Below are 25,666 nucleotides of genomic sequence, written 5' to 3' on the forward strand. Positions count from 1 at the left end.
GTTTACGATTAAGAGATGCGGAGTGAATACTAGTGAAACTTTATTATGGAAGAAATTCAGACCAGGTAAACCGGACTTTAGCGACAGGTAGAAGAAGGCATATGAAATGGTTGCTTAGTGGTCTGCTTGTTCTTAGTTTGCTCATATTGTCGGCATGCGGTCAGAATAATTCGGAGAATGCCAAGCTGGTGGAAGGCAAAGTGAATGTGATCACGAGCTTCTATCCTGTCTATGCGTTTACGGCCACAATTGGCGGAGAAGATGCAAATGTCATTAATTTGCTGCCAACAGGTGTTGAACCACATGACTGGACGCCAAAAAGTCAAGATATTGTAAATACATCCAAAGCCCAGTTATTTCTATACAATGGTGCAGGACTGGAAGGATGGGTCCCCAACTTCCTGAAGTCACTGAATAGCGATACCAAGGTGAAGTCAGTTGCAGTAAGTGAAGGGGTTACTCTATTGACTGCTGAAGGTGATGATGGACACGGTCATGGTGAAGAACAGGTGGATGAACATAGCGACGAACATGCAGATGAAGCGAACGCAGAGGACATTGCAGACCATCATGTGGACCCACATACATGGGTAAGTCCAAAATCGGCAATGGTAATGGCCGAGAATATCAAAAACAGCCTGGTTGAAGTAGACCCTGCACATAAAGAAGGATATGAACAACGCTACGAAGAGCTGCGGACCAAGCTGGAAGCACTGGATCAGCACTTTACGGATGAATTGTCCAACGTACCGAACAAGGAAATTGTCGTATCACACCAAGCCTTTGGGTACCTTGCACGTGATTATGGGTTGACCCAGCATGCTATTATGGGACTTTCTCCAGATGCGGAGCCCACAGGTCAAGATATTGTGAAATTAGCCAAGTTGGTGAAGGATGAAGGGATTAAATACATTTTCTTCGAAGAGCTGGTGTCTGATAAACTGGCGAAAACCCTTGCTAATGAAGCGGGTGTAGAGACCATGGTATTGAATCCGGTAGAAGGTTTAACCAAAGAACAGGCGACCAACGGGGATGATTATTTCACCCTGATGGAGAAAAATTTGCAAAATCTGCTGATCGCATTAAAATAAGATAGACTGAAGGATTCGTTTGCAATCCTTATATATAATGAAGGGCGGCTTTGCCATGCAGCAAATCATGCCATTGTGTCATGATCCAATCATAGAGATCGAGAAACTATCATTTTCCTACGGAGACCAGCGAGTAATTGAAAATCTTGATTTTATGGTCCAGGAAAGGGATTTTGTCGGGATTATCGGTTCAAACGGGGCGGGCAAAACGACATTACTGCGGATGTTGGTTGGACTATTACCTCCAGCCGAGGGAGATATCAAGCTATTCGGACAGTCGATCCGCCGTTTTAAAGATTGGGAACGGATTGGTTATGTTCCGCAAAAAAATGCGTTTAACCCATTGTTCCCTGCGACGGTACGGGAAGTCGTGATGTCCGGCTTGTACAACAACAAGAATATGTTCCGCCGCATGTCTCGTAAATGTCAGCAGCAGTGCACAGATGCCCTGCAAGTGATGCGGATCGAGGATCTAGCGAACAAACGAATTGGACAACTGTCCGGCGGACAGCAACAGCGTGTATTTTTGGCACGGGCGCTTATTAATCACCCTGATCTGTTGATTCTGGATGAACCGACGGTGGGCATTGATGCGGAATCCCAGGCCAGCTTTTTCGAACTGATTACCCATATGCATGAACATCACCGGATGACATTCCTGATGGTATCACATGATATGGATCGGATGGAGAGTTATCTCGGTTCCAAAGCAGCGGTGACGAACGGAAAGATTCATTTCCATGTTCGTCACTCCCATGAGGTGGAAGACTGTGCCGAGACTAATTTGCAGCATACCACCACCCAGGTTCGTTAGACGCGAGTGCGCAACCAGATTAGAGCAAGGCCGAAGGAGTCGTGTGTGTTTTGGAAATATTAATGAGTGATTTTTTTCAGCGGGCGCTGGCGGGTGGATTGCTAATCGGCATCACCGCACCGTTGATCGGATTGTTTCTGGTGCTGCGCCGTTTATCCATGATCGGGGATACCCTGTCACATGTAACGATTGCGGGGGTTGCACTCGGATTCCTGATTGAAGTGTATCCGATTGCGGTGGGACTTATTTTTGCCGTGCTCGCATCATTTGCGATAGAGAAACTTCGCAAGGCTTACAAAAGTTACGCCGAGTTATCGATTGCGATTATCATGTCCGGTGGAGTAGCGCTGGCTTCGTTGTTCTTCACACTGGGCAAAGGATACAATACAGATGTTATGAGTTACCTGTTCGGCAGTATTTATACACTAGACTCCACGGATTTGAAGCTGGTTGGTGTGGTCACGCTGATCGTGGTCATCGTTGTAGCGCTGTTACATAAGGAGTTTTTCCTGCTCAGCTTTGAAGAGGATGCCGCAGCGGTTACCGGATTGCCCGTGAAAGTGCTTAACATGTTGATTACCGTGATGACAGCTCTTGTTATTAGTACGGCGATCAAAATCGTCGGCGCATTGCTAGTATCCGCATTGCTGACCATTCCGGTAGCTGTCAGCTTGCTAATGGCACGAAGTTTCAAATCGGCGATTATATTGTCCGTGGTCATTGGCGAAATTGCTGTGGTCATTGGACTGGTTGTGGCCGGGATCTGGAACCTTGCACCGGGAGCAACGATTGTACTTTTGCTTATCATGATGCTGATTCTTACGATGATTGGAAAAAAAGGGTTCCGAGCCTGAGTCTGAACGTGAGCAAGTGAGCCCCAGGGAAGGGAGACATCCGCTTCATGCCTGATGTTAATGTGTGGCTGGCTTTTGTAGCAGGATTAGCTTCGTTTATATCGCCATGCTGTCTTCCGCTGTATCCTTCGTATCTTTCCTACATTACGGGGATGACGGTACAACGGTTGAAGGATGAACGCAATCAGCGTGAAGTTCGCTTCAAGACATTGACTCACACGCTGGCGTTTATTTTGGGCTTCTCGGCTGTGTTTTATTCGCTCGGGCTGGGAGCCGGATTATTTGGTCAATTTTTCAATGATAACCGTGATCTTATTCGTCAATTATCCGCAATCTTGATTATGTTAATGGGTTTATTTTTGCTTGGTTTGTTCAAACCTCAGTTTCTGATGAAAGAGCGCAAGCTGGATATGAAATGGAAACCAGCGGGTTACTTGGGCTCATTTATTTTTGGCATTGGTTTCTCGGCAGGCTGGTCGCCTTGTATTGGACCGATTTTGACTGCTATCATCGCGATGGCTGCGAGCGAACCAACCACCTGGTTGGCTTTGATTACGGGTTACACGGCCGGATTTGCGTTACCGTTCTTCATTCTGGCCTTTTTCATCGGTTCTACACGCTGGATCTTGCGTTATTCCAATATCATGATGAAAGCCGGGGGCGCATTAATGTTGTTCCTCGGCGTGCTGTTATTCACGGATCAGATGACGAAAATCACGATCTGGCTACAGCAAATTACACCAGACTGGATGATTATCTAGCGCAGAGTAACGACGCTTTTTGTTTTACTCAATTGTTATTTTAAATATGAACAAAGCAGGCTACATGGGAACCAGAACAATTCTGGGACCATGTAACCTGCTTTTTTAATCAATGGCTCTTATCAAAAGTTGCTAATGCCGGCTCTACGCTTAGGTGAAGTAATCAATGTTGGCCAGTGGAAAATGCTCAAAAATGCGCTCGGTTATAAACTCGCGCAGGGCATCCTGCTGATCATCCTTATACACATATTTATATTGTCCCCAGCGGCCCCATTTCATTTTCCGCTTTTCGATATCCATCTCCAGCTTGGTTTTGGGGTATCGCTTCTCGATGGTGGCTTTTGCTGTTTTGGTGAAACGATGCTGGATCATTTCAAAGGTTAGATCCTTGGTTGCTTCTTCGGGAAGTGTGACGGCAAGCTTTTGTAAAAGCTCACTATATCCTTCTTCCCATCCGTCGTACCAAATAATTGGGGCAATAATGAATCCGAGCGGATAACCGGCATGAGCTATTTTGCCTGCAGCTTCAATCCGCTCTTCAAACCGTGAGGTGGCTGGCTCAAAATTTTTGATCACATAATCGGAATTCACACTGAAACGGATACGAGTGTGTCCGTTATGTTTGATGTCTAATAATGGATCGACATGATGATATTTGGTTACAAAGCGAAGTCGCCCATGCTCCTCATCCGCCATAAAACGAATCAGGTCACCGAGATTTCCCGTAATATGCTCCAGACCTACGGGATCGGATGTACACGCTGCTTCAAAACGGGTAAGTTCAGGTGCACGTTCCTCAATGTATCCCTTGGCAGCCTCAATGATCTCTTCGGTGTTTACATAGACACGTACATAGGGCTTGGCCCCAAGTGTTGTTTGAAGATAACAATAATGACAGTGGCCCATACAGCCTGTGGAGATGGGAATGGCATATTCGGCGGAAGGCTTCGATTGGTCAAACTTGAGTGTTTTACGCACGCCGACGACAAGGGTACGCTTCGCCATTCGGTACTTTTCCTGTTCCGTTTCACCAGGGAGATTGGTAATTCGATTGTGGGATGTCGTCATCTGATATGGGATATCTTTAGAAGTAACCCATTCCATAATTCGTTTGCCTTTCTCATATTCCAGCGCACCGGGTTCAAAATACACCAAATCGGGAATAAAGGGTTTAGTGCCTTTTGCTTTGCGAACGGGTGGATGCGCTACACTTGTACTCACGAGATCACTCCTTTCATTACGGAACCTTGCTTAGTTTGCCTCGTTTCGGGAGAAGTCACCCTTGCCAATACTTGCGTAATGGTAACGGATTTGAACCCTGAGAAGCATTTAAAGGACAGGAAATAGTGAATGAATTGTGTTGGACTTGCCAATGCGTATTGATAACATGTATCATTATAAGATAGGGACCAGGCAAGAATATTGTCGGTCAGAGAGAAGAGAGGGAAGCAGATGCCAACGCCCAGTATGGAAGATTATTTGGAGCGTATATACAAATTAATTGATGAAAAGGGCTATGCTCGTGTGTCTGATATAGCTGAAGGTTTGGAAGTACATCCTTCATCGGTGACGAAGATGATCCAAAAGCTGGACAAAGACGAGTACCTGATCTATGAGAAGTACCGCGGGCTGGTACTTACGCCAAAAGGCAAAAAGATGGGCAAACGACTGATGGAGCGCCATCATCTGCTTGAACAATTTTTGACGACGATTGGTGTCCAAGAGGAAAATATATACCAGGATGTTGAAGGAATTGAACACCATCTGAGCTGGGATTCCATTACCTGCATCGAATCTTTGGTTGAATATTTCCGCCAAGATGAGAATCGACTGCGTGATCTTAAAAGTATTCAGGAAGTCATGAGCAATACAGAATCCTAAGCCTTCAAAAGCCAGACTCGCCTGGAAAATCACAATGAATATCCAATCAAAATCAGAGGATGCACCTGCCGCTAAAACGGTAGGTTGCGTCCTTTTGCTTTTTCTTGACCAAAATTTGGCGATTATTCGCAACTTAACAATCATTAGGAGCGTCTATTAAACTAGCAGAATTTGCCGCGAATTTATAATTATTATGGAGGATTGCACTGATGAAGCTTCGTAAAGGATTGATCCTGCTGCTCATTTTTGTTCTGGGTTTACAAACCTCGGGACTGACGGCGCAGGCAGCTAGTCAAAAGGAAATTGTCATTTATTTGGATGGTCAACGTTTGGAATCGGATGTCTCACCTTACATTTTGCCCAAGGTAAATGTAACGATGGTTCCTCTGCGTGTGATTAGCGAAGGACTGGGTGCATCTGTGCTTTGGTCACAGGCTACGCGTACAGTTACAATCAAGAAATCCGATTCAGTCATTACGATGACGAGTGGACGCCAGCAGGCAACAGTGGACAGTACCGTGGTTGATCTTGATGCATCGGTCGAACTGAAGCAAGGTCGTGTCATGGTACCGATTCGATTCGTCAGTGAGAACTTGGGGATTCAGGTCACCTGGAACCAGTCTGAGCAGACGATTAATCTGACCACAGGTAATGCCCCTAATCCTAATCCAGTAACACCAGCAGAGCCTGGAGGGACAGGAACTACGCCAAATACGGATGAGATGCGAGGAGCCTGGATTTCAACGGTAAACGGCGACTGGCCTTCATCTAGTGCCAAAGGAAATGTGGAGAAACAAAAGCTGGAGTTCATTCAGCAGCTTGATACGTTGAAGGATATGGGAATGAATGCTGTATTTGTTCAAGTGCGAGCGAATGGGGATGCGATCTATCCATCAGGTCTTGTACCGTGGAATAGTGTGCTGACAGGTACACAAGGGAAAGACCCCGGATATGATCCACTTGCATTTATGATCGAGGAAGCTCACAAACGGGGTCTTGAGTTCCATGCCTGGTTCAACCCGTTCCGGGCTACCAATTCGGCAACGACAACCGGGCTTGCTGCCAACCATGTATCCAAGCTTCACCCGGACTGGATTGTTAACGCATCAGGCAAGCTGTATATCAACCCAGGCATCCCGGAAGCGAGACAGCATATTATTGACTCCATTATGGAAGTGGTTAATCAGTATGATGTTGATGGCGTACATTTGGATGATTATTTCTATCCTTCCAATGTAACGTTTAATGATGATGCGGCTTTCAAAGCATACAACACCTTGAATACGAGTGACCGTGCAGAATGGCGCCGGGACAACATCAATCAATTCGTCAAGCAGCTTGGAGAGAACATCCACAAGGTGAAAGCTGGCGTTGAATATGGCATTAGCCCATTTGGTGTATGGCGTAATAAATCAGTTGATATGACAGGTTCTGATACAAAGGCAGGAGTAACCGCTTATGACAGCATGAATGCGGATGTGCGGACATGGATTAAGCAGGAGTGGATTGACTATGTTGCACCCCAAGTGTACTGGAGCATGACACTAAGCGCAGCACGATATGACAAGGTGGTTGACTGGTGGGCTAATGAAGTAGCTAATACGGATGTGAAATTGTATATTGGTCACTCGCCTTATAAGCTCGGCACACCGGAAATCGGGTGGCAGACATCACAGGAAATCATTGATCAGCTTATGTATAATGAGAAATATGACACGGTGAAAGGGGACATTTTCTTCAGCTCACAGTACCTGACGAAAAATCCGCTCGGCTTGATCGCCAAATTAAAAGCTTATTATGGATTGTAAAACAATTTAACGTCATATGACCAACCCCTGTTCTCATACAGTGGCAGTAGTAGCATGGACTGCCTGGAGAACGGGGGTTTTATTTGTGTTGATTAATGGAGTATTTGAAGGTGGCGGCGTTAAGGGGATTTCGCTGGCTGGCGCCGTAAAGGGTGCGGAGGATCAAGGTGTTGAGTTCAATCGCGTAGCGGGCACGTCATCGGGCTCCATCGTAGCTGCTTTGCTGGCCGCGGGCTATTCGGCGGAAGAGATGAAAGTCATTATCGAGAATACGCCGTTTGCTTCGTTGCTGCGACGTTCTCCCCTATTTGATACCAAGTGGATCGGACCCGCAGCGAGGCTGTTTTTGAAGAAAGGGTTATATTCTGGGGAAGCACTGGAATGCTGGATTCGGGATATGCTGAAAAAAAAGGGAGTGCGGACGTTTGCTGATTTGCCTCCAGGTAAGTTGCTAATCATTGCATCGGACATTTCCAACGGCACTATTTTGGTGCTTCCAGATGATATCAAACGATTCGGAATTGATCCTTCGAAACTGGAAGTAGCCAAGGCTGTACGTATGAGTTGCAGTATCCCCTATTTTTTCGACCCGGTTGCCATTCGCAGATCCCCGATCCTGTCCAAAGGATTACGCTTTGCGGACCAGTTTGTTTACATCGTCGACGGAGCATTGCTGAGCAATTTTCCACTCTGGTTGTTTGATGGAGAGCGTACAGAACGTGGAGGAGATCTCATCCCTGTAGTCGGTTTTAAAATGGTTGGCAAAATCGAAGGAGAGCCAGCTAAAATCAGAGGGCCTCTAAGTATGCTTCAGGCATTGGTTGAAACGATGCTTACTGCTCATGACGAGCGATATATCGAACAGGTTAATCGTTTCCGAACTGTGAAAATTCCTACCCTTGGAATTAAACCTACAGAATTTAACCTTTCCGTACAGGACAGTACTGCTTTATATCAATCTGGGGTCACTGCTGGTACTGAATTTTTCAGTGGATGGAATACCAAGATATACAGTGAACAGCTGGACAAACAGAAACGAGAGTTAAGAAAGAAACAGGCGGAGACCCCACCGCTGACTCCTGTATAAAAATGAAAAAGCAATTCTCCGCATGTTTGGAGAATTGCTTTTCTGTGTATTTCACCGATATTGGTGCTTTAGTGATACTTAGGTACGTCCTCATCACTTTTACCCTTTTGTCCCTGAATCACTTGGAAAGGATAATCCTTGCGTTTTTTGGTAGAACCGCTACTTTTTCGAGTGCTAGACTGCGCATTAACTTTAGCCATGGTTTTAGCCGATGGTTTAATCTTCGGTGACGATGCCTTGCGTGCCCAACGGCGGGGCGGATATTTATAGAGCAGGAACACAACTCCGAACACGACGAGGGGGATGATAATTTGAGATAAACCTCCACTTCCCAGCCTAGCCAAGATTCCAATAGCAGCGAGTGCAATGAACGTCCAAAATAGGATTGCCTGCTTGTTCATATCATTCACCCTTTCACAGGATCAAGTGTTGCAACAGGAACTTCCGACGTGGCGGATACGTTTGCGAGTTTGGCATCCAATTCACGCATACGGTTAAACGAAGCAATGGATACTTCTACCTGTTCATTCGTTGGCTCTTTGGTTGTCAGCAATTGCAGCCACAGCCCCGGGTATCCGAGATAACGAAGTACAGGGATGTCACGTACCGAGTTGGTCAACTTCAACAATTCGAATGAAATACCGAGTACGACTGGCAACAACAGCAGCCGCTGTCCCATACGCTCCCAGAGGTTATCGTATGTGAAGAGCGAGTACAAAAATACGCCAATAATGACAGTTAACATAATAAAACTACTTCCGCAGCGGTAGTGCAGACGGCTATACTTCTGCACATTCTCTGGTGTAAGCTCTTCTCCGGCTTCATGAGCACTAATGACTTTGTGTTCTGCACCATGGTATTGGAACAGCCGTTTAATCATCGGTGTCTGGGAAATCAGCCACAGATAGGCAAGCAACAGAATCAGCTTAATTCCGCCTTCCAGTAAATTATGCAAAAACTGATTGTCGAATGCATTTTTGAAAAGAAAATTCTCAATAACAACCGGCAACAAGGTAAGCACTATTTTACCAAAGAGGAACGAAAGGATAGCTACTGCGGTGACGCCGATAATCATGCTAAGGCTCCAACCTGAGCCTTCTTTTTCTTTTTGCTTTGCTTTTTCTTCAGGTTCCAGTTCATCATCAGCGTATGCGTCAGCAGAATAATTGAGGTGTTTGCTTCCTTTGACGCTCGAATCTATAATGCTGACAATCCCGCGCAGTAGTGGAATCCGCCGCAATTTCATGACCCAGGACTTGTCTTGCTTGGGAACTTCCAGATACGTAATTTCGCCGTCTTTTCTTCGCACAGCTGTAACGTTGACATGTTTACCGCCGAACATTACGCCCTCAATGACAGCTTGCCCCCCGTAGCTGACAGGCTTGGATTGTTGAGGCAAATTATTCACCTTCCTATTCTGTTCTCGGCCTTCATGGTCGAAGGCAGTTTAATAACCCTATTGTATCGAATTTTGAGAGCAATTTCTAGTTTACGAGTCGATCCATTGATGATGTTGTTATCTTTGTCCTTATTTGTACATACTACCCGATAGAGTTAGGACGAAAATGGAGATTTATTCGCAATTTTGCAAACTGAACATGAAGGAGAATTTTGATGACTGAATACACGGGTGAACGCACATCCCATAAGGAAAATCGACGTGCTGACAAAGGGGAGGAAAAGGACCGCGGGAAACGTCCTACCCAGCGACAAGGCCAGTCACATTATTTCACCAAACCGTTCCCATTTGCAGTGGAGCTAGGTTTCTTCGCAGGTTTTATCTGGGGAGGTTTGCATTGGCTGTCTTATCTGCTTCATTTTACGATTGTGCCACTGGGATTTCTGGCTGAACCGTTTTTCAAGCACAATTTTATCTATACTGCAGCTGGGCATTTGACCGGCTGGCTATTTTTTATTGTCTTTTCGGTCCTCACCTCCCTGATTTACACGTTCACTTTGAAAAAATGGAAAGGACCGATTCCAGGCATGGGATACGGGATTTTATGGTGGCTCATTATCTTTGTTCTGGTAGGTCCCAAACTGGATATGGTGAAGCCTTTAAACCGCTTAACCTGGGATTCGATTATTACCGAATTTTGCTTCTTTTTGTTGTGGGGACTGTTTATTGGCTACACCGTAGCCATGGAGTTTACGGATGAACGGAAACGTGAGCCAGAGAAAGCGGGAGCATAGCCGCAAAAAAGCTTCTCAATCCGGCAATGGCTGTGTTAAAATAGCAGATGGTTATTTGCAGAAAGGGTGGAGCAGCTATGAAACGGATTGTTGTAATCAATGGCCCGAACCTGAACATGCTCGGTGTACGTGAACCCGGCATCTATGGAACGCTTAGTCTGAAGGATATTGAAGACAAAATTCGCAGACAGGCGGAGGAGCTTGGTGTCTCCATCGCTTTTTATCAATCCAATCACGAAGGGGACATCATTGATCGCATTCATGCAGCGATGGGCGATGCAGACGGAATCATGCTGAATGCCGGAGCACTGACCCATTACAGCTATGCTGTGCGTGATGCCATCAATGCCGTAAAAGTTCCTACAGTAGAAGTACATCTATCCAACATTCATGCACGCGAAGCATTCAGACATCATTCAGTAATTGCTGCAGAAACAATCGGGCAAATTGCCGGATTTGGCGAAGTAAGCTATGAACTGGGGCTGCTGGCTCTCGTGCGTCATCTGGACAAACAAACCTGAGCCGGGGACCCGGGAATGTGAGAGAAAGAAGGGTAACCGATGGAAAACAAACGAGTAAATAAGTTGCGTGAGGCCATGCATAAACATGAACTCACAGCTATGCTGATTACAAATCCGATTAACCGTCGTTATATGACGGGTTTTACAGGTTCAGCAGGATATGTGCTGATTACGGAACAGGAAGCTTATCTGCTTACCGATTTCCGTTACATGACACAGGCGCCGCAACAAGCCAAAGGATTTACCGTTGTGGAACATGGACCAAAACCGTTGGAATCCGTACGCGAATTGCTTGCATCGGCAAACATCAAACAGGTCGGCTTTGAGCAGGATCATGTCACCTATGGTACGCATACTGCTTATGCTGAAGCGCTTCAGTCCATTGAATTGAAAGCTGTATCCGGTATAGTGGAGCAACTTCGCATGTTCAAGGACGAAGATGAGATCGCTGTAATGCAAAGAGCTGCGGATCTGGCAGATGCAACATTCAGTCACGTTTTGCAATTCGCAAAAGCGGGTATGACTGAACGTGAAGTGGATTTGGAGATGGAGTTTTTCATGCGCAAACATGGAGCAACTTCCTCTTCGTTCGACACCATTGTGGCATCGGGTGAACGTTCTGCTATGCCTCACGGTGTAGCAAGTGGCAAAGTCATCGGACAAAATGAGTTAATTACATTTGACTTTGGTGCTCTTTTGGATGGATACTGTTCAGATCTGACACGTACCATCGCAACAGGCACACCTGTACCTGAACTGCGTAAAATTTACGATATCGTACTGGAAGCCCAGTTACATACGCTGGCGAACCTGAAACCGGGCATGACCGGACGGGAAGCAGATGCATTGGCACGTGATATCATTGCAGGACACGGATATGGAGAGCAATTTGGACACAGCACAGGCCACGGTCTGGGTATGGAAGTCCATGAGGCTCCTCGTTTGTCCAAGCTTAGCGACGATGTATTGAAACCGGGCATGGTGGTAACCGTTGAACCGGGTATCTACATTGACGGCCTTGGCGGCGTGCGTATCGAGGATGACGTGGTGATTACCGAGACAGGTATTCACATTTTGACGAATTCGGACAAGAAGTTCACCGTAATCGGCTAAATTACAGCCAACGGTGATATAAGACGATTTTTAATTTATAGGTACAGGTTATTGCTGATTGTTATGGACCATTGCAAAAGTAGTGAAGGGAGCGGAATCGATTCTGAAGAAGCGAAGCGCTCGCCTTTGTCTCCTCATTTTAAACCCTATTAAAGTCTAATCGGGAAAATAAGGAGACAACAGCGATCGGAAGAACGATCCGAACCCGTAACGGTCACGTTGCACATGATCATCAATTCAGAATGAACCCACCTTTAAATTAACGCATCGTCTTATATCACCTACTTTTCAACCATATCAGGAGGGATTTTTTGTGATTTCAGTAAACGATTTTAAAACAGGCTTGACCGTACAAGTAGACAACGACATCTATACCGTACTTGATTTCCAACATGTTAAACCAGGTAAAGGCGCTGCCTTCGTACGTTCCAAACTGAAAAACCTGCGCAACGGTAACACCGTTGAGAAAACATTCCGTGCAGGTGAAACCATTGGACGTGCCATCATCGAAAACCGTGGCGTATCCTACCTGTATGCTAGTGGTACAGAGCACACGTTCATGGACAACGAAACTTATGATCAGTTCACACTGACAAGCGACCAATTGGAATGGGAATTGAACTTCCTCAAAGAAAACATGAACGTAAAAATCGTTAGCTACCAAGGTGAAATCCTCGGAATCGACTTGCCTACAAGCGTAGAGTTGAAAGTTATCGAAACAGAGCCAAGCGTAAAAGGTAACACGGCACAAGGCGCTACTAAAAACGCAAAAGTGGAAACTGGCTTGAACGTACAAGTGCCATTGTTCATTAACGAAGGCGATGTTCTGCTGATCGATACTCGTGAAGGTAAATACTCTTCCCGCGCGTAACGTTCGCATAATGTAAGCTTAATAAAGCGTTAATTCAACCCTTTGCCGTTTCTCTGGCAAAGGGTTTTTTCGAAAAAAGATTAGCCTATCAGACGCTTTCGTAATATACTGGGTTAAAGTCATTTTTCGGAGAGAATAATGACGGTGGACATCAATTATGCATACTGCACAAGGTAGGGAGTGGATTTGCGTTGTCATTGTACGTCATGAAATTTGGGGGCAGCTCGGTCGGAGATACAGAGCGCATGAAGCGTGTAGCCGGACGTGTTGTAGAAAAAGCGGATGAAGGACATCAGTGTGTAGTCGTGGTTTCGGCCATGGGGGATACCACGGATGATCTGATTGATCAGGCGAAACAGCTGAACAGTGAACTGCCTGCACGTGAGATGGATATGCTTTTGACTACGGGAGAACAGATCTCGATTTCATTGTTATCCATGGCGATTCAGGCACTAGGACGCAAAGCCATTTCATTTACAGGCTGGCAAGCGGGATTCCGGACAGAGCCGGTACACGGCAAAGCACGGATTAACGATATTCATCCGGAACGGGTGAATGAGGCGCTGGCTGAGGGCAACATTGTAATCGTTGCAGGTTTCCAGGGAATGACGGAAGACGGCGAGATTACGACACTTGGCCGCGGGGGATCGGATACAACAGCAGTAGCCTTGGCAGCAGCTATTAAGGCGGATGCTTGTGAGATTTACACGGATGTAGATGGTATCTATTCCACCGATCCGCGGATCGTGAAGGTTGCACGCAAGCTTAAGGAAATTTCGTACGACGAGATGCTGGAACTGGCCAACCTGGGAGCAGCGGTATTGCATCCGCGTGCTGTTGAATACGCGAAGCATTCCGGTGTGCCTTTGATTGTAAGATCCAGCTTTAACCATAATGAAGGAACGGTTGTGAAGGAGGAAGCAACAATGGAACAAGGCGTGGTAGTTAGTGGAATTGCCTATGACAAAAATGTGGCTCGCATCAGTATTCTGGGTGTACCAGACGTACCGGGGGTTCTCGCTGAAGTGTTTGGTGCCCTTGCATCAGAACAGCTGGATGTCGACATTATCGTTCAGAGTGGTGTGATGGACGGTAAAGCAGACTTCTCGTTCTCTGTTGCGCTGTCTGACCGGGAGAACGCACTGCGTGTCATTGAAGCCCTCCATAGCCGCCTGCCTTACCGTGAAGTTACTTCTGAAGAAGACCTGGTGAAAGTCTCCATCGTTGGCGCAGGCATGGTTAGCCATCCGGGTGTTGCTGCGAAGATGTTCAAAGTCATCTCGGGCGAAGGCGTGAGCATCAAGATGGTCAGCACTTCCGAGATCAAGGTATCCTGTGTTATTGACGGAGAGAAGCTTCATGACGTAATTAAGGCGCTGCATACAGCATATGATCTGGATACGGCTGAGCAGGCAGTCATTGGCGGACCGCAAGTTCGCAGATAAAAACAATACAGTTGTAAAGACACACTAAAGGTGTACTGTGTATTCCCATTCGGGATCGCAGTACACCTTTTTAGGTTGTTCACAGCAATTTAAACAGCCGTTCCTTACGTGTTCCTCTGAATGGTTGCATCCGGTTCCCTTCACCCATCTCTGGAACACAGTCCAGCAAGTTCAATTGGGTGCAATACGTTATGTCATGTATCCTCCCTAGCCTTTCCAGCCTTCGACCACCAGCGGATACTCTAACAAGATCGGGTAATTTATCCTCGGCATGAGAGGCAGCCTGATGGAGCGCCAGGCCCAAATCGTTCAGCCTAATGGGGAAAGTGGATTGTCGGTACAACTCCTCGATAATGCTGCCTGCACATAAACCATCTTCCAGCGCGAACTCATCCTGATCCCCTGCGCATAACAATAAAATATCCCGGCGCAGCTCGCACAGAACATCCGCGACAGCCTTCACATTGAGAAATGAGCCTGCGAACACATGTCTAGCCTTGGATGCCTTGATCAGGGCACGTGTACCATCTGTCGTAGTCAGAATAATGGTTTTACCCGCAATATTCGGAGTCATATATTCATAGGGGGAATTGCCCACCTCGAATCCTGTAATTTTTTTATTAAAACGCTCCCCACCACGAATGGCATCCTGCACGTTCAATTGTTTCGCTTGAGGAACAGTTTCTACAGCAATGACGTCCGCTGCATCGTATGCCAGTGCCGTAACGATGGTACTGGTCGTTCGCAACACATCGATGACAACCACACATCGTCCTGCAATATCCATTCTTCGAACTTCATTCACATTACCTACCACATCGACTCGCACTCCCCACAACTCCTTTCTGTATTTGGGGATAGGTGGTTCTGTCCTTTTTATCCCGGAATGAATATCACCTGTCTGCAAGCACTATATGCACTTGGATCTAGACGGGTGCCTAGAACAAGAACAGTAGTCTGATCTATGATTTTTAAACTCTCCTCCCTATTTTGAAGAAAATGATAGAGTTCAGCGTCATAAATTCAATGTACACACATAAACTTGAGATATGAACAAGCACCAGGAACGCAATAAAACCGAATTCAAGGTTGGAGGGGCCTATTCATGATGGTGAACTGGAAGGATCTCTTTCCGGAACCGATTCGAACCATTCTGGGAAGAATGCCGCCCGCTTTATTAGATAAAGTGGAGGAAGTACGTATCCGTGAAGGAAGACCACTGGAAATCAATGCAGGAGACACCTATCACTTCCTCACACCCCAGGGCAGTCCGACTTCGAAGCCTGATGAAGCCTATATTCCTTTAAAAGAGGTAACACACAGGCTGCTGGATCTGATCAGCAATCATTCGCTTTATACATTGGAAGAGGAGCTGCGTAAAGGCTTCATCACTATTCCTGGCGGGCATCGGATTGGACTGGCTGGCCGAACAGTGCTAAGTGGAGGCCGCGTCGAATACCTGCGCGACATCAATGGATTCAATGTCAGGGTGGCCCGAGAAATTCACGGAGTCGCTGATCGGATTTTGCCATATCTGCTGGACATGAAAAGTGGACAGGTCATGCACACCTTAATTCTTTCACCTCCGCAGCAAGGCAAGACCACATTACTGCGGGATCTGGCAAGACAGATTAGCAGTGGAACCAAACTTACGGGTGTCAATGAACTTGTTCAGGGCATGCGTCCACGTCTAAAGGTTGGCATCGTTGATGAGCGGTCCGAAATTGCTGGAAGCTACAAGGGCGTACCTGGATTTGATGTGGGACCTCGTACCGATGTCATGGACGGTTGTCCAAAGGCTGAGGGCATGATGATGATGCTTCGCTCCATGTCTCCCGATGTTCTGATCGTGGACGAGATAGGCCGACCGGAAGATGCGGAGGCGGTCATGGAAGCACTACATGCAGGCGTATCGGTCATCGCCACTGCGCATGGTCGTGATCTGGCCGAGCTTTCTTCCAGACCTGCACTGAGAACCCTGATCGTCGAGCAGATGTTCCAGCGTTATGTACAGCTGCAACGGACGAGCCGGGGCATGACCTTTCGAATGGCCGATGGCAAAATGCGCGGTCTCCAGCAGGCAGAAGTGGGAGGTGAGGCCTTTGGTTAACATGCTCGGTGCCGTCATCATTCTGCTGGCCAGTACCCTAGCCGGATTCTACAAGGCGAGGCAGTATGCCTTGAGGCCAAGACAACTGCGAGAATTAATCGCTGCTCTTCAGCGGTTGATGACAGAGATTAACTACGGGCTGACCCCGTTGCCTGATGCTATGGGGAAAATGGGGGCCCAGACAAAAGAGCCTGTTCGGACGCTGTTCCTCCACGCAGCCAAGCAGATGGAGCCACCTCATGGACACACTGCTCGTGAGAGTCTTCAGTCTGGTATAGAAGAGGCGTGGGGAAGATCAGCCATGAAGGCGGACGAGCGGGAGGTCATGCTGCAATTGAGCTTCAGCCTTGGCACCAGCGATCGTCAGGATCAGACCAAGCACATCTCGTTAGCCATTCAGCAACTAATGCATGAGGAATCCCGCGCCCAAGCCGATCAAATGAAATATGAACGAATGTGCCGCAGTCTCGGGATGCTTGTCGGAGCGTTAATCGTCATTCTGATCTTCTGAAATAGCCGGGATAGTGAGGTGCCAAGGTCATGAATTTAGAAGTGAACGCAATCTTTCAAATTGCGGGCATCGGAATCATCATTGCAATGATTCATACGGTGCTGAAACAAATGGGAAAGGAAGATATGGCTCACTGGGTGACCGTGATCGGATTTGTCGTTGTATTGTTCATGGTGGTCCGAATGCTGGACAGCCTGCTGCAAGAGATCAAATCGATATTTCTTTTTCAATGAAAACGGTCATGAAGCCGGGATGGTGGTGACCTGTGGAAATTATCCAAGTTGTAGGTCTGGCGCTCATCGCAACGGTGCTCATTCTAGTTATCAAAGAACAGAAGCCGATGTTCGCTTTTCTGATAGCTGCTGCTACCGGCATCGTGATCTTCATGCTGCTGATTGGCAAGATTGGCGCGGTGATCGAGGTGTTGAAACGGCTTGCCGAGAATTCAGGCATGGAGAGCATTTATCTGAAAACTGTACTGAAAATTATAGGCATAGCGTACATTGCTGAATTCGGCGCACAGATTGTCAGGGATGCAGGCCAGGAGAGCATTGCTTCTAAAATTGAACTTGCTGGCAAGGTGCTGATCCTTGTACTCGCGATACCCATCATCAGCATTATTATCGAAACCGTCATGAAGCTGATGCCGGTATAGAGGGAGGCGTGCGGACTTCATATGAAAATGATGCATCACAAGCCGCAGTGGCGCCTTACCTTCGTGCTGACGCTGTGTTTTCTATTTGCCATCATGGGACAGGTGGCCGCTGGTTCTCCCTCGGGAGAGTGGATGCAGCAGCAGGCTGACCAGCTTCCCAAGGATCAGGTGGAAAAATACTGGGACCAACTCATGCAACAATACGGCGGTTTTTTTCCGGAAGGAAAAACGCCTTCCTTTATGGATATGTTAATGCCCGGCAATGAAGGGTTTAGCCTGAAGTCGGTGTTTATAGCGATTGGAACCTTCATGCTTCATGAAATTTTATATAACGGCAAGCTTCTGGTCACGATTGTGATGCTGAGTGTGCTGAGCATGATTCTGGAGACGTTGCAGACCGCTTTTGAGAAAAACAATATTAGCAAAATCGCTTATTCCATTTGTTACATGGTCATTATTATCATCGCCATAAACAGCTTCAGTGTGGCGATTGGATACGCCAAGGATGCCATTGCCAGCATGATCAACTTTATGATGGCCATGGTGCCCCTGTTGTTTACACTGCTGGCTTCCATGGGAAATGTCATTACCGTTTCTGTGACTCATCCGCTGATCATTTTCATGATTCATCTGGTCGGTACATTGATCCACATGCTGGTGTTCCCGCTACTCTTTTTCTCAGCCGTATTACATCTCGTCAGTTCCTTGTCCGACAAGTACAAGCTTACACAGCTGGCAGATCTCTTACGGAATATTAGTGTAGCTCTGCTCGGTATACTGCTTACGATGTTCCTGGGCGTAATTTCGGTGCAGGGGGCATCGGGCTCCGTGGCAGATGGTGTCAGTCTGAAAGCGGCGAAGTACATCGCAGGCAACTTTGTCCCCATTGTCGGCAGAACGTTTGCGGATGCAACGGACACGGTGATCACAGCGTCACTCCTGGTGAAAAATGCAATCGGACTAACGGGTGTCATCATCATCTTGTTTTTATGCGCGTTTCCTGCACTTAAAATTCTGACGTTAGCCCTGATCTACAACATAACTGGCGCGATCATGCAACCGTTAGGAGATACGCCGATTGTAGGATGTCTGCAAGCGATAGGTAAAAGCATGCTTTACGTATTTGCAGCACTTGCTGCTGTCGGACTGATGTTTTTTCTGGCAATCACGATCCTACTAACCGCAGGCAATCTGACCGTCATGATGAGATGAGGGGATGCTCGATAGAAAGGGGCTGGAAGGATGGGGTGGCTGAGCAGCTGGCTCCGGGAATTGATCATGATAGTTCTGCTGGCGACTTTCGTGGATATGTTATTGCCCAACAGATCCATGGAACGCTATGTCAAGCTTGTGCTGAGCCTCCTTATCCTGCTAACCCTGTTATCGCCTATAACAAAGCTCTTGAAAAGTGATCCTGTTGGCGAGCTTAAGCGAGCGATGACCGCCATGGATTCGCCATCGGATGGAAATGCAACACTTGAACAGATTTTGGCTCAGGGCAGGCGGCTGCAATCCAATGAACAGGAACAATCGCTGCAATGGACAGCCAAAGAGCTGGCTAACGTAATGAAAGGGCAAATTGAAGAAACAACCGGGGAGCGAGTGCAGTCTGTTGAGGTAAAGCTCGCCATGAGTACTACTAAGCCGGAGACGGACTTGACTTCCTCGGTGGAACTTCCGGTGATCCAGTATGTTTTGGTGGAGATGACAGGTGAGGCAGCAGCGGGGAAAGTCAGCCTCAACACAGATCAGCAGGAAGCAGCGGCAACGACAACACCGATATTCGAATCTGACCCGGAATCCGAAGCCACTGAATCACCTCCAGTAAAGGAGCCAATCCAGATTGGTCAGATTGAGGTCCCTGATGTACAGATCGAGGTGAACAGTGGCAGCAATCATGAAAGTAGCATGGGTAAGGGTAACTCTGGCGAACCGCAAAATGGACAGGGAGCTGACTCCACACCTGTGTCGGGTGGGCAGGCAGAGACAAACTCTCAGCAAGGACAGACGTCCTCCCGATCTGAACGAGCAGTACAAATAATTACGCTATTGACAGAGAAGTGGGATATCGATGCCAACAAAGTACAGGTGAAAGAAAAGAAAAGCGCTTCGGCGCTGTAAGAAGGAGGGTATCCGATGAGGCAATGGCTCAAAAAGATGGAAAGCTGGCTCGGCGGAGGAGAAGGCGGGCAGCGGCGCAGTCAAACCTTTCGCTGGCTGATTATCCTTGGTTTGATCGGTGTCGGAATTATGCTGTTCAACTCTTTCGTCAATGTCAAAAAGATTGATTCCGAAAATATCGGTCGCGAGCCTCCTGATCCGGCTACATCCATGGCATCCATACAGGCGGATCCGACGGATCAGAATCCATTTCAGGCGATAGAGATCGCATTTGAGGACAAGATCAAGGGTGTGCTGGAAAATATCGTTGGTGTGGGAACTGTTGATGTGATGGTGACCGTGGATTCTACAGAGGAGCTTGTTGTACAGCGTAATGTGAAGGATTCGCAGCAGCTCACCGAAGAAACGGATGCAAACGGGGGAAAGCGACATATGACGCAATATACCCGGGATGGCGAAATTATAACGTATGAAATATCAGGGGATCAGACACCGATTGTCACGAAAAAGCTCAAACCGCAGATCCGGGGCGTGCTTGTCGTTGCCAGAGGTGCAGAGAACAAGGTTGTGAAGGACCTGATTACAGATGCTGTGGAAAAAGGACTGAATGTTGCGGCCTACCGGATTTCGGTTGTTCCGCGCAAGCAGGATTAGTCCAGAACATGTATCACAAAATTTGATTGTCATAAGAATGAAGCCAATTCGAGGAGGAAGTTCTAATGAATAACAAACGTCAAACGGTATGGCTCGTATCCATGCTGAGTCTGATGGTCATTTTGTCCGCCTATTACCTGTTCACTGAAGATTCCGGTCCGATTAATACGCCTGTAGCTGACAGCACCCAGGTGGATGGTATGAAGCAAGGAGAAGCGAAGGAAACGGCTGGAATCCTTGATCCGACAGAAGGTCTGGTTGTGAATGAAGTGGTGAATGGCGGCGAAGTTACAGGCACTGAAGGAGATCAAACGGCAGCTGAATCTGTGGATAATCCTGCGGTTGTAGACGGTAAAGAAGCTGGAGACACCGAGAAATCACCAGCTGCGGAATCCGGCGAGAAACAAGGTGAAGCGGGTAAAGGCAGCGAGAAAGGTACAGACAAAGGTACAGACAAAGGCGCAGTAACCACCCCTGAGACAAGTACTGGAACAGAAGGCAGCGCAACGAAAACCGATGAGGACGTTCTCAAAGAGATGGAGGAGCAGAATACGGCAGCGTCTGCGAGCAGCCAGTTCCAGAACTACCAGTGGCAGCGTGAGGAGAGCAACAATCGCAAGTATGAAGAACTTATGACCGTTGCGGGTGATCTGAGCAAAACACCAGAAGAAAATGCCAAAGCAACAGAGCAGCTTCGTACGCTGGAAGAAAAAGAAGCCAAAATCAATGGCATCGAAGAAACCCTGTCACAACAGTTTGCCAATGCCATCGTTCAGGAGGATGCCGACAAGTATAAAGTTGTTGTTCTCAGTGACAAACTGGATGTAAAACAGGCGGTTTCCATTGTGGATCTGGTTATGAAAGAACTGGCTGTATCCCAAAATAAAATCAGCGTGCAATACGTGACAGAACAGTAATCTAAAAAATGGAAAAGTAGCCCCGAGAACTGGATCAGATCTCGGGCTCTTTCCATTTTTAATGATTATGATATAATACATAAAGCCATATGACCGTCCTAGTGAGACTGGCATGATGCCGAAGGAGTGAATAATGGAAATGTTTAAATTGAGTGAGATCAAAGAGCTGATCAAACTGGTAGATGAAAGTTCCGTTCAAGAGTTGGAAATTGAAAACGAAGGATCACGGTTGTCGATTCGCAAACCGGGTAAAACCGAGTATGTTCAGGCAGCTGCTATTCAACCGCAAATGATTGCTGCACCACAGGTGCAACCCGCTGCAGTGGTGGCTGAGGCTGCTCCTCAAGTCGATACTACAAGTCATTTACATAAAATTGTATCCCCGATGGTGGGTACTTTTTACAGAGCTTCCTCGCCGGAAGCGGGTCCTTTTGTAAGCGCTGGTGATAAAGTTGTTGAGAAAACAACGGTATGTATCATTGAGGCGATGAAGCTGATGAACGAGCTTGATGCTGACATCAAGGGAGAAATCGTTGAAGTGCTGGTTGAGAACGGACAGCTGGTTGAGTATGGACAACCCCTGTTCCTGGTGAAACCGGAATAACGGTTATAACCGCATAACGGCAACTGCATGAGCTTCGAAGGAGGACAATAACGAAATGAAATTTCAAAAAATACTGATTGCGAACCGTGGCGAAATTGCGGTACGTATTATTCGTGCCTGTCGTGAAATCGGCATTTCGACGGTAGCAGTCTATTCGGAAGCGGATAAAGACTCCCTGCATGTTCGTCTCGCAGATGAAGCGTATTGTATCGGGCCTACACTTTCGAAAGACAGTTATCTAAACTTCACCAACCTGATGAGTGTAGCTACACTGACAGAATGTGATGCGATCCACCCAGGTTATGGATTCCTGGCAGAGAACGCTGATTTTGCAGAAATCTGTGGTTCCTGCAATATTACGTTCATCGGCCCTTCTCCAGAAGCCATTACCAAAATGGGTGATAAGGCTGTCGCCAAACAAACGATGAAGGATGCAGGTGTTCCTGTCATTCCGGGATCCGACGGTTTGGTTGAAAATATGAATGAAGCCATTATGATTGCTAGAGATATTGGATATCCTGTCATTATCAAAGCTACCGCTGGTGGTGGAGGTAAAGGGATTCGTATTGCTGAAGATGAAGAGGCGCTGATCAAACAAATTACAGCTGCCCAGCAGGAAGCACAGAAAGCTTTCGGCAATGCCGGAGTATATCTGGAGAAATTCCTGACAGGCATGAAGCACGTGGAAATTCAGATCATTGCAGACAAACATGGAAATGCAGTGCATCTGGGCGAGCGTGATTGTTCTGTTCAGCGTCGACGTCAAAAGCTGGTGGAAGAAGCACCTTGTCCAATCATCTCCGAAGATGTGCGTACATTGATGGGAGAAGCCGCAGTAAGGGCAGCGCTTGCGGTGAATTACTCGGGAGCAGGTACACTTGAGTTCTTGCTCAGCCCTAACGGTGAATTCTATTTCATGGAAATGAATACACGTATTCAGGTTGAACACCCTGTAACTGAAATGGTTACTGGCGTGGATTTGATCCGCGAAATGATCTCGGTAGCTGAAGGCAATCCGCTTTCATTCCGTCAGGAAGATGTTGTGATCAATGGCTGGTCCATTGAGTGCCGTATCAACGCAGAAGATCCGGACCGTAATTTTATGCCGTCACCAGGCAAAATTGGTTTCTATCTTGCACCAGGAGGACCGGGTGTACGTGTAGATAGTGCAGCTTATCCGGGATACACGATCTCTCCTTATTATGACTCCATGATCGCCAAATTGATCGTGTGGGGAGCAAACCGTGAAGAGGCTATCGCGAAGATGAAGCGTGCATTGGCTGAATTTGCGATTGAAGGCATTTCCACAACGATTCCTTTTCATCAGAAATTGCTGGAGCATCCAACGTTTGTTCGTGGGGACTTTGATATCAAATTTCTTGAGGAAAATGAGATTTAAAAGGTATATTGGGCTTGTTTGTCATAATGTAGCCCAAATGATATAGTATGTAATAATAAGAGCGCATGTCTCCTGCAGAGGATAAGCCGCCGCACATACGCGGATGAAGTTGCAGGAGTTCCGGTAAAGCCGGACCGGAAGGGTTCTGAAGGCCAGGTAGGCCTGAGCACCAGCGCCCTGACGGATGGCCGCAAACTTATTTCGCGAAAGGTGTGTTGAACAGTTATGAGTACACTGCCGACAGAATTTGAACGAACGGATATCGGTGAAATCCAGATCGCACCTGAAGTTATTGAAGTGATCGCTGGACTGGCTACAGTTGAAGTTAAAGGTGTTGCAGGCATGAGCGGTGGATTCGCTGGTGGATTTGCTGAATTGCTTGGTCGCAAAAACCTTTCCAAAGGCGTTAAGGTTGAAGTAGGTCAGCGTGAAGCTGCTGTGGATGTTTCCGTTATTATTGAATATGGTTACCGTCTGCCACAGGTGGCTACCGAAATTCAACAGAACGTGAAGCGCTCCATTGAGAACATGACAGGATTGAATGTGAATGAAGTGAATGTGCACATTCATGACGTTCAGTTCAAGAGCACCGAGAAAGTGGAAGAAATCGACCTGAACAGTCAGCGCGTAAAATAAAAGAAGACAGATTCCCCCGGCATCACTGCCGGGGGTTATCCCGTCTTGGACAGGTCTTCATAATAACCGTAAGCTTGCACCTGAGGGTTATCCTTTTGCCAAAGGGCAGGTTAAGCCATGTTAGTGAGCAAGGGAGGCTGTGCAGTTCGTGGCTAAAATACTGGATCGGCTTCTGTTGTTTATATACAGCATAAGCGTTGGAGCAATATCGGCAGCAGTCATACTTCTTATCAGTGGTGTGCTGCCTTACGAATTGAATTACCAGCAGGAACAAAACGTCATTATTGCGGCGGTAGTTGCAGCAGCGATTTTGTTTATCCTGAGTTTGCGATTTTTCTACATCTCGGTTCGGCGTGATCGTGCTTCATTGCCATCTGTAGATCAGCGTACTGAGTATGGTGATGTGCAGATTTCGATGGAAACGATTGAAAATCTCTGTCTCAAAGCAACTTCCCGTTTCCGGGGAGTTCGTGATGTCAAAGCTCGTATTCGTGTGGTTGAATCCGGACTGGAGATTATGATCCGTGCAGTAGTGGATGGCGAGACGCCAATCCCGACGCTGACAGCCGAACTGCAGAAGGCAATACATGATCATGTACAGGAGATTACGGGTATCCCGGTTTCTTTTGTCACCGTGTATATTGCCAACGTTACCCAGTCGCCTAACTACAAGAGTCGAGTGGAATGAGGTGAGTTTCACTGATGCTGTGGAGAGAGATTTGGGATAGTCACAGAGGCCGAATTACTGGAATTGTCGGCGGCATCTTTTTTGGATTTCTTTATGTATGGATCGGTTTTTGGGATATGTTGTTCTTTGCACTCTTGGTGTTCATCGGTTATACGTTGGGCAGACGAAGCGACTCGAAGCTGGGCTCGTTCATTCCCTGGAGGGAATGGGGGCAATGGCTTGGTGATCGCTGGCGTCCCTTTAAGTGAGCCACCTGAACCCTGCAATATGTTTCTTCCGAAAATAGAGCTGTAGTTTAGGTTGCCCGTTTTTTGGAGGAAACGATTGCAGGTTTTTTTGTGAAAAGGGATAACAATATAATAAGATCTCTGATTCCATCAAAGATTTTATATTTTAAAATAAGCATGATGACGCTCCACAGGGAGCGCTGCAGGAGGCAGGACATGAAAAGACGTTTGGCAAGGGAAATTGCAGTACAAAGTCTGTATCAGATGGAAATGAATGAAGTGGGCGCAGCTGAAGCCGTGAATATGCTGATCAATGAAGCCGCTGAAGACAATGAAACTGAAGTGGTTATTCATGATGCAGATGTAATGCGTACCTACGTGACCGAAATGGTACAGGGCGCATGGAACAATAAAGAAGCGATTGACGGATTGTTGGTCGATTATTTGAAAGGCTGGCAGATTAGCCGTCTGTCACGTGTAGATCGCCAGATTTTACGGCTTTCCACGTATGAAATGGTGTTCCGTGATGATATTCCGGCAAAAGTATCTGTCAACGAAGCGATTGAATTGTCCAAGTATTTTGGTACAGATGAATCGGGTAAGTTCGTTAACGGCGTACTTGGGCGCATGATTCAGGAAGTCAGCACCATCAAAGCAAAACTGTCTTAAGTTACAATTAACTACAGTGCGTGTTCAAAAAGACCG

Annotated in this window: 30 protein-coding genes; 26 read left to right on the forward strand and 4 right to left on the reverse strand. The window is 47.0% G+C overall.

The features are described from left to right. Positions 1 to 101: 101 nt before the first annotated feature. The 4 genes from HW560_RS16770 to HW560_RS16785 are packed head-to-tail and all read left to right on the forward strand — an operon-like array spanning position 102 to position 3,520. Positions 102 to 1,091 carry a metal ABC transporter solute-binding protein, Zn/Mn family gene (locus HW560_RS16770; RefSeq protein ID WP_090900847.1) on the forward strand — a complete coding sequence of 330 codons (990 nt, stop codon included), beginning with the start codon at positions 102 to 104 and terminating at the stop codon, positions 1,089 to 1,091. A 55-nt stretch (positions 1,092 to 1,146) separates the two neighbouring features. After that, positions 1,147 to 1,905, forward strand: coding sequence for a metal ABC transporter ATP-binding protein (locus tag HW560_RS16775; RefSeq protein ID WP_053784393.1), 759 nt, complete (start codon positions 1,147 to 1,149; stop codon positions 1,903 to 1,905). Positions 1,906 to 1,955: 50 nt separating this feature from the next. Then, positions 1,956 to 2,759, forward strand: a complete 804-nt coding sequence (locus tag HW560_RS16780) for a metal ABC transporter permease (protein WP_090900844.1) — start codon at positions 1,956 to 1,958, stop codon at positions 2,757 to 2,759. Between the two features lie 47 nt (positions 2,760 to 2,806). Beyond that, complete coding sequence (locus tag HW560_RS16785) at positions 2,807 to 3,520, forward strand: cytochrome c biogenesis CcdA family protein (protein WP_090900841.1); 714 nt, start codon at positions 2,807 to 2,809, stop codon at positions 3,518 to 3,520. Positions 3,521 to 3,670: 150 nt separating this feature from the next. On the opposite strand, the gene splB is transcribed toward HW560_RS16785, so the two are convergent. Beyond that, a complete protein-coding gene (splB, locus tag HW560_RS16790) occupies positions 3,671 to 4,741 on the reverse strand; it encodes a spore photoproduct lyase (protein ID WP_090900838.1) in 1,071 nt (356 codons plus the stop codon). A 231-nt stretch (positions 4,742 to 4,972) separates the two neighbouring features. On the opposite strand from splB, the gene mntR reads away from it, so the two are divergent. The 3 genes from mntR to HW560_RS16805 all read left to right on the forward strand — a co-directional run bounded on the left by mntR (position 4,973) and on the right by HW560_RS16805 (position 8,296). Further along, positions 4,973 to 5,401, forward strand: a complete 429-nt coding sequence (mntR, locus tag HW560_RS16795) for a transcriptional regulator MntR (RefSeq protein WP_090900835.1) — start codon at positions 4,973 to 4,975, stop codon at positions 5,399 to 5,401. Between the two features lie 209 nt (positions 5,402 to 5,610). Beyond that, entirely contained in the window at positions 5,611 to 7,209 is a 1,599-nt protein-coding gene (locus HW560_RS16800; RefSeq protein WP_179263990.1) for a family 10 glycosylhydrolase, read from the forward strand. Positions 7,210 to 7,294: 85 nt separating this feature from the next. Further along, the gene (locus HW560_RS16805) at positions 7,295 to 8,296 is read left to right on the forward strand and encodes a patatin-like phospholipase family protein (RefSeq protein ID WP_179263992.1); all 1,002 of its coding nucleotides are present in this window, start codon (positions 7,295 to 7,297) and stop codon (positions 8,294 to 8,296) included. 68 nt (positions 8,297 to 8,364) lie between these two features. Here HW560_RS16805 and HW560_RS16810 read toward each other — a convergent pair whose 3' ends face one another. Both HW560_RS16810 and HW560_RS16815 read right to left on the reverse strand, forming a co-directional pair. After that, positions 8,365 to 8,697 (reverse strand): hypothetical protein, encoded by a 333-nt coding sequence (locus HW560_RS16810; RefSeq protein WP_090900826.1) that lies wholly within the window; start codon positions 8,695 to 8,697, stop codon positions 8,365 to 8,367. 5 nt (positions 8,698 to 8,702) lie between these two features. Further along, entirely contained in the window at positions 8,703 to 9,695 is a 993-nt protein-coding gene (locus HW560_RS16815) for a DUF1385 domain-containing protein (protein ID WP_090900822.1), read from the reverse strand. A gap of 215 nt (positions 9,696 to 9,910) precedes the next feature. On the opposite strand from HW560_RS16815, the gene HW560_RS16820 reads away from it, so the two are divergent. The 5 genes from HW560_RS16820 to HW560_RS16840 all read left to right on the forward strand — a co-directional run bounded on the left by HW560_RS16820 (position 9,911) and on the right by HW560_RS16840 (position 14,439). Next, positions 9,911 to 10,489 carry a YqhR family membrane protein gene (locus HW560_RS16820; RefSeq protein WP_090900819.1) on the forward strand — a complete coding sequence of 193 codons (579 nt, stop codon included), beginning with the start codon at positions 9,911 to 9,913 and terminating at the stop codon, positions 10,487 to 10,489. A 77-nt stretch (positions 10,490 to 10,566) separates the two neighbouring features. Then, a complete protein-coding gene (gene aroQ, locus HW560_RS16825; RefSeq protein WP_076291868.1) occupies positions 10,567 to 11,010 on the forward strand; it encodes a type II 3-dehydroquinate dehydratase in 444 nt (147 codons plus the stop codon). 39 nt (positions 11,011 to 11,049) lie between these two features. Further along, complete coding sequence (locus HW560_RS16830) at positions 11,050 to 12,123, forward strand: M24 family metallopeptidase (RefSeq protein ID WP_179263994.1); 1,074 nt, start codon at positions 11,050 to 11,052, stop codon at positions 12,121 to 12,123. Between the two features lie 313 nt (positions 12,124 to 12,436). Next, on the forward strand, positions 12,437 to 12,994 hold the full coding sequence (efp, locus tag HW560_RS16835; protein WP_024631007.1) for an elongation factor P: 558 nt from the start codon (positions 12,437 to 12,439) through the stop codon (positions 12,992 to 12,994). Positions 12,995 to 13,185: 191 nt separating this feature from the next. Further along, entirely contained in the window at positions 13,186 to 14,439 is a 1,254-nt protein-coding gene (locus HW560_RS16840) for an aspartate kinase (RefSeq protein WP_090900813.1), read from the forward strand. A 79-nt stretch (positions 14,440 to 14,518) separates the two neighbouring features. On the opposite strand, the gene HW560_RS16845 is transcribed toward HW560_RS16840, so the two are convergent. Further along, positions 14,519 to 15,268, reverse strand: a complete 750-nt coding sequence (locus HW560_RS16845) for a 2-phosphosulfolactate phosphatase (protein WP_179263996.1) — start codon at positions 15,266 to 15,268, stop codon at positions 14,519 to 14,521. Positions 15,269 to 15,544: 276 nt separating this feature from the next. On the opposite strand from HW560_RS16845, the gene spoIIIAA reads away from it, so the two are divergent. From spoIIIAA to nusB, 14 genes are all read left to right on the forward strand, one after another. After that, positions 15,545 to 16,549: a stage III sporulation protein AA gene (spoIIIAA, locus tag HW560_RS16850; RefSeq protein ID WP_090900807.1), complete on the forward strand. Its 1,005-nt coding sequence runs from the start codon at positions 15,545 to 15,547 to the stop codon at positions 16,547 to 16,549. Beyond that, positions 16,542 to 17,060, forward strand: coding sequence for a stage III sporulation protein SpoIIIAB (gene spoIIIAB / locus HW560_RS16855; RefSeq protein ID WP_090900804.1), 519 nt, complete (start codon positions 16,542 to 16,544; stop codon positions 17,058 to 17,060). The genes spoIIIAA and spoIIIAB overlap by 8 nt, the downstream gene beginning before the upstream one ends. A gap of 29 nt (positions 17,061 to 17,089) precedes the next feature. Beyond that, positions 17,090 to 17,293, forward strand: a complete 204-nt coding sequence (gene spoIIIAC / locus HW560_RS16860; protein ID WP_017687585.1) for a stage III sporulation protein AC — start codon at positions 17,090 to 17,092, stop codon at positions 17,291 to 17,293. 32 nt (positions 17,294 to 17,325) lie between these two features. Then, positions 17,326 to 17,715, forward strand: coding sequence for a stage III sporulation protein AD (gene spoIIIAD, locus HW560_RS16865; RefSeq protein ID WP_017687586.1), 390 nt, complete (start codon positions 17,326 to 17,328; stop codon positions 17,713 to 17,715). Positions 17,716 to 17,736: 21 nt separating this feature from the next. After that, on the forward strand, positions 17,737 to 18,927 hold the full coding sequence (gene spoIIIAE, locus HW560_RS16870) for a stage III sporulation protein AE (protein WP_111618834.1): 1,191 nt from the start codon (positions 17,737 to 17,739) through the stop codon (positions 18,925 to 18,927). A gap of 30 nt (positions 18,928 to 18,957) precedes the next feature. Further along, complete coding sequence (spoIIIAF, locus tag HW560_RS16875; RefSeq protein WP_179263998.1) at positions 18,958 to 19,836, forward strand: stage III sporulation protein AF; 879 nt, start codon at positions 18,958 to 18,960, stop codon at positions 19,834 to 19,836. 15 nt (positions 19,837 to 19,851) lie between these two features. Then, a complete protein-coding gene (spoIIIAG, locus tag HW560_RS16880; protein WP_090900793.1) occupies positions 19,852 to 20,490 on the forward strand; it encodes a stage III sporulation protein AG in 639 nt (212 codons plus the stop codon). Between the two features lie 65 nt (positions 20,491 to 20,555). Further along, a complete protein-coding gene (locus tag HW560_RS16885; RefSeq protein ID WP_179264000.1) occupies positions 20,556 to 21,407 on the forward strand; it encodes a SpoIIIAH-like family protein in 852 nt (283 codons plus the stop codon). A 139-nt stretch (positions 21,408 to 21,546) separates the two neighbouring features. After that, entirely contained in the window at positions 21,547 to 22,011 is a 465-nt protein-coding gene (gene accB / locus HW560_RS16890) for an acetyl-CoA carboxylase biotin carboxyl carrier protein (protein ID WP_063565765.1), read from the forward strand. A 55-nt stretch (positions 22,012 to 22,066) separates the two neighbouring features. Continuing rightward, positions 22,067 to 23,410 (forward strand): acetyl-CoA carboxylase biotin carboxylase subunit, encoded by a 1,344-nt coding sequence (gene accC, locus HW560_RS16895; protein WP_090900788.1) that lies wholly within the window; start codon positions 22,067 to 22,069, stop codon positions 23,408 to 23,410. Positions 23,411 to 23,635: 225 nt separating this feature from the next. Continuing rightward, on the forward strand, positions 23,636 to 24,046 hold the full coding sequence (locus HW560_RS16900) for an Asp23/Gls24 family envelope stress response protein (RefSeq protein WP_024630996.1): 411 nt from the start codon (positions 23,636 to 23,638) through the stop codon (positions 24,044 to 24,046). Positions 24,047 to 24,194: 148 nt separating this feature from the next. Continuing rightward, on the forward strand, positions 24,195 to 24,734 hold the full coding sequence (amaP, locus tag HW560_RS16905; protein ID WP_090900785.1) for an alkaline shock response membrane anchor protein AmaP: 540 nt from the start codon (positions 24,195 to 24,197) through the stop codon (positions 24,732 to 24,734). 14 nt (positions 24,735 to 24,748) lie between these two features. Next, entirely contained in the window at positions 24,749 to 24,982 is a 234-nt protein-coding gene (locus tag HW560_RS16910; protein WP_053784412.1) for a DUF2273 domain-containing protein, read from the forward strand. A gap of 195 nt (positions 24,983 to 25,177) precedes the next feature. Continuing rightward, entirely contained in the window at positions 25,178 to 25,630 is a 453-nt protein-coding gene (gene nusB / locus HW560_RS16915) for a transcription antitermination factor NusB (protein WP_063565701.1), read from the forward strand. The last annotated feature ends 36 nt before the right edge of the window (positions 25,631 to 25,666 follow it).

The sequence above is a fragment of the Paenibacillus sp. E222 genome, assembly GCF_013401555.1.
Classification (GTDB): domain Bacteria; phylum Bacillota; class Bacilli; order Paenibacillales; family Paenibacillaceae; genus Paenibacillus.

What these genes read in the sequence shown, in the direction of transcription:
- spoIIIAA (WP_090900807.1), top strand. Translation starts at nt 15,545, where the DNA reads ATGATGGTGAACTGGAAGGATCTCTTTCCGGAACCGATTCGAACCATT.
- spoIIIAC (WP_017687585.1), top strand. Translation starts at nt 17,090, where the DNA reads ATGAATTTAGAAGTGAACGCAATCTTTCAAATTGCGGGCATCGGAATC.
- HW560_RS16830 (WP_179263994.1), top strand. Translation starts at nt 11,050, where the DNA reads ATGGAAAACAAACGAGTAAATAAGTTGCGTGAGGCCATGCATAAACAT.
- HW560_RS16910 (WP_053784412.1), top strand. Translation starts at nt 24,749, where the DNA reads ATGCTGTGGAGAGAGATTTGGGATAGTCACAGAGGCCGAATTACTGGA.
- HW560_RS16820 (WP_090900819.1), top strand. Translation starts at nt 9,911, where the DNA reads ATGACTGAATACACGGGTGAACGCACATCCCATAAGGAAAATCGACGT.
- HW560_RS16785 (WP_090900841.1), top strand. Translation starts at nt 2,807, where the DNA reads ATGCCTGATGTTAATGTGTGGCTGGCTTTTGTAGCAGGATTAGCTTCG.
- accB (WP_063565765.1), top strand. Translation starts at nt 21,547, where the DNA reads ATGTTTAAATTGAGTGAGATCAAAGAGCTGATCAAACTGGTAGATGAA.
- HW560_RS16885 (WP_179264000.1), top strand. Translation starts at nt 20,556, where the DNA reads ATGAATAACAAACGTCAAACGGTATGGCTCGTATCCATGCTGAGTCTG.
- HW560_RS16775 (WP_053784393.1), top strand. Translation starts at nt 1,147, where the DNA reads ATGCAGCAAATCATGCCATTGTGTCATGATCCAATCATAGAGATCGAG.
- spoIIIAF (WP_179263998.1), top strand. Translation starts at nt 18,958, where the DNA reads ATGGGGTGGCTGAGCAGCTGGCTCCGGGAATTGATCATGATAGTTCTG.
- HW560_RS16800 (WP_179263990.1), top strand. Translation starts at nt 5,611, where the DNA reads ATGAAGCTTCGTAAAGGATTGATCCTGCTGCTCATTTTTGTTCTGGGT.
- accC (WP_090900788.1), top strand. Translation starts at nt 22,067, where the DNA reads ATGAAATTTCAAAAAATACTGATTGCGAACCGTGGCGAAATTGCGGTA.
- nusB (WP_063565701.1), top strand. Translation starts at nt 25,178, where the DNA reads ATGAAAAGACGTTTGGCAAGGGAAATTGCAGTACAAAGTCTGTATCAG.
- aroQ (WP_076291868.1), top strand. Translation starts at nt 10,567, where the DNA reads ATGAAACGGATTGTTGTAATCAATGGCCCGAACCTGAACATGCTCGGT.
- spoIIIAE (WP_111618834.1), top strand. Translation starts at nt 17,737, where the DNA reads ATGAAAATGATGCATCACAAGCCGCAGTGGCGCCTTACCTTCGTGCTG.
- HW560_RS16810 (WP_090900826.1), bottom strand. Translation starts at nt 8,697, where the DNA reads ATGAACAAGCAGGCAATCCTATTTTGGACGTTCATTGCACTCGCTGCT.
- spoIIIAG (WP_090900793.1), top strand. Translation starts at nt 19,852, where the DNA reads ATGAGGCAATGGCTCAAAAAGATGGAAAGCTGGCTCGGCGGAGGAGAA.
- HW560_RS16900 (WP_024630996.1), top strand. Translation starts at nt 23,636, where the DNA reads ATGAGTACACTGCCGACAGAATTTGAACGAACGGATATCGGTGAAATC.
- HW560_RS16770 (WP_090900847.1), top strand. Translation starts at nt 102, where the DNA reads ATGAAATGGTTGCTTAGTGGTCTGCTTGTTCTTAGTTTGCTCATATTG.
- mntR (WP_090900835.1), top strand. Translation starts at nt 4,973, where the DNA reads ATGCCAACGCCCAGTATGGAAGATTATTTGGAGCGTATATACAAATTA.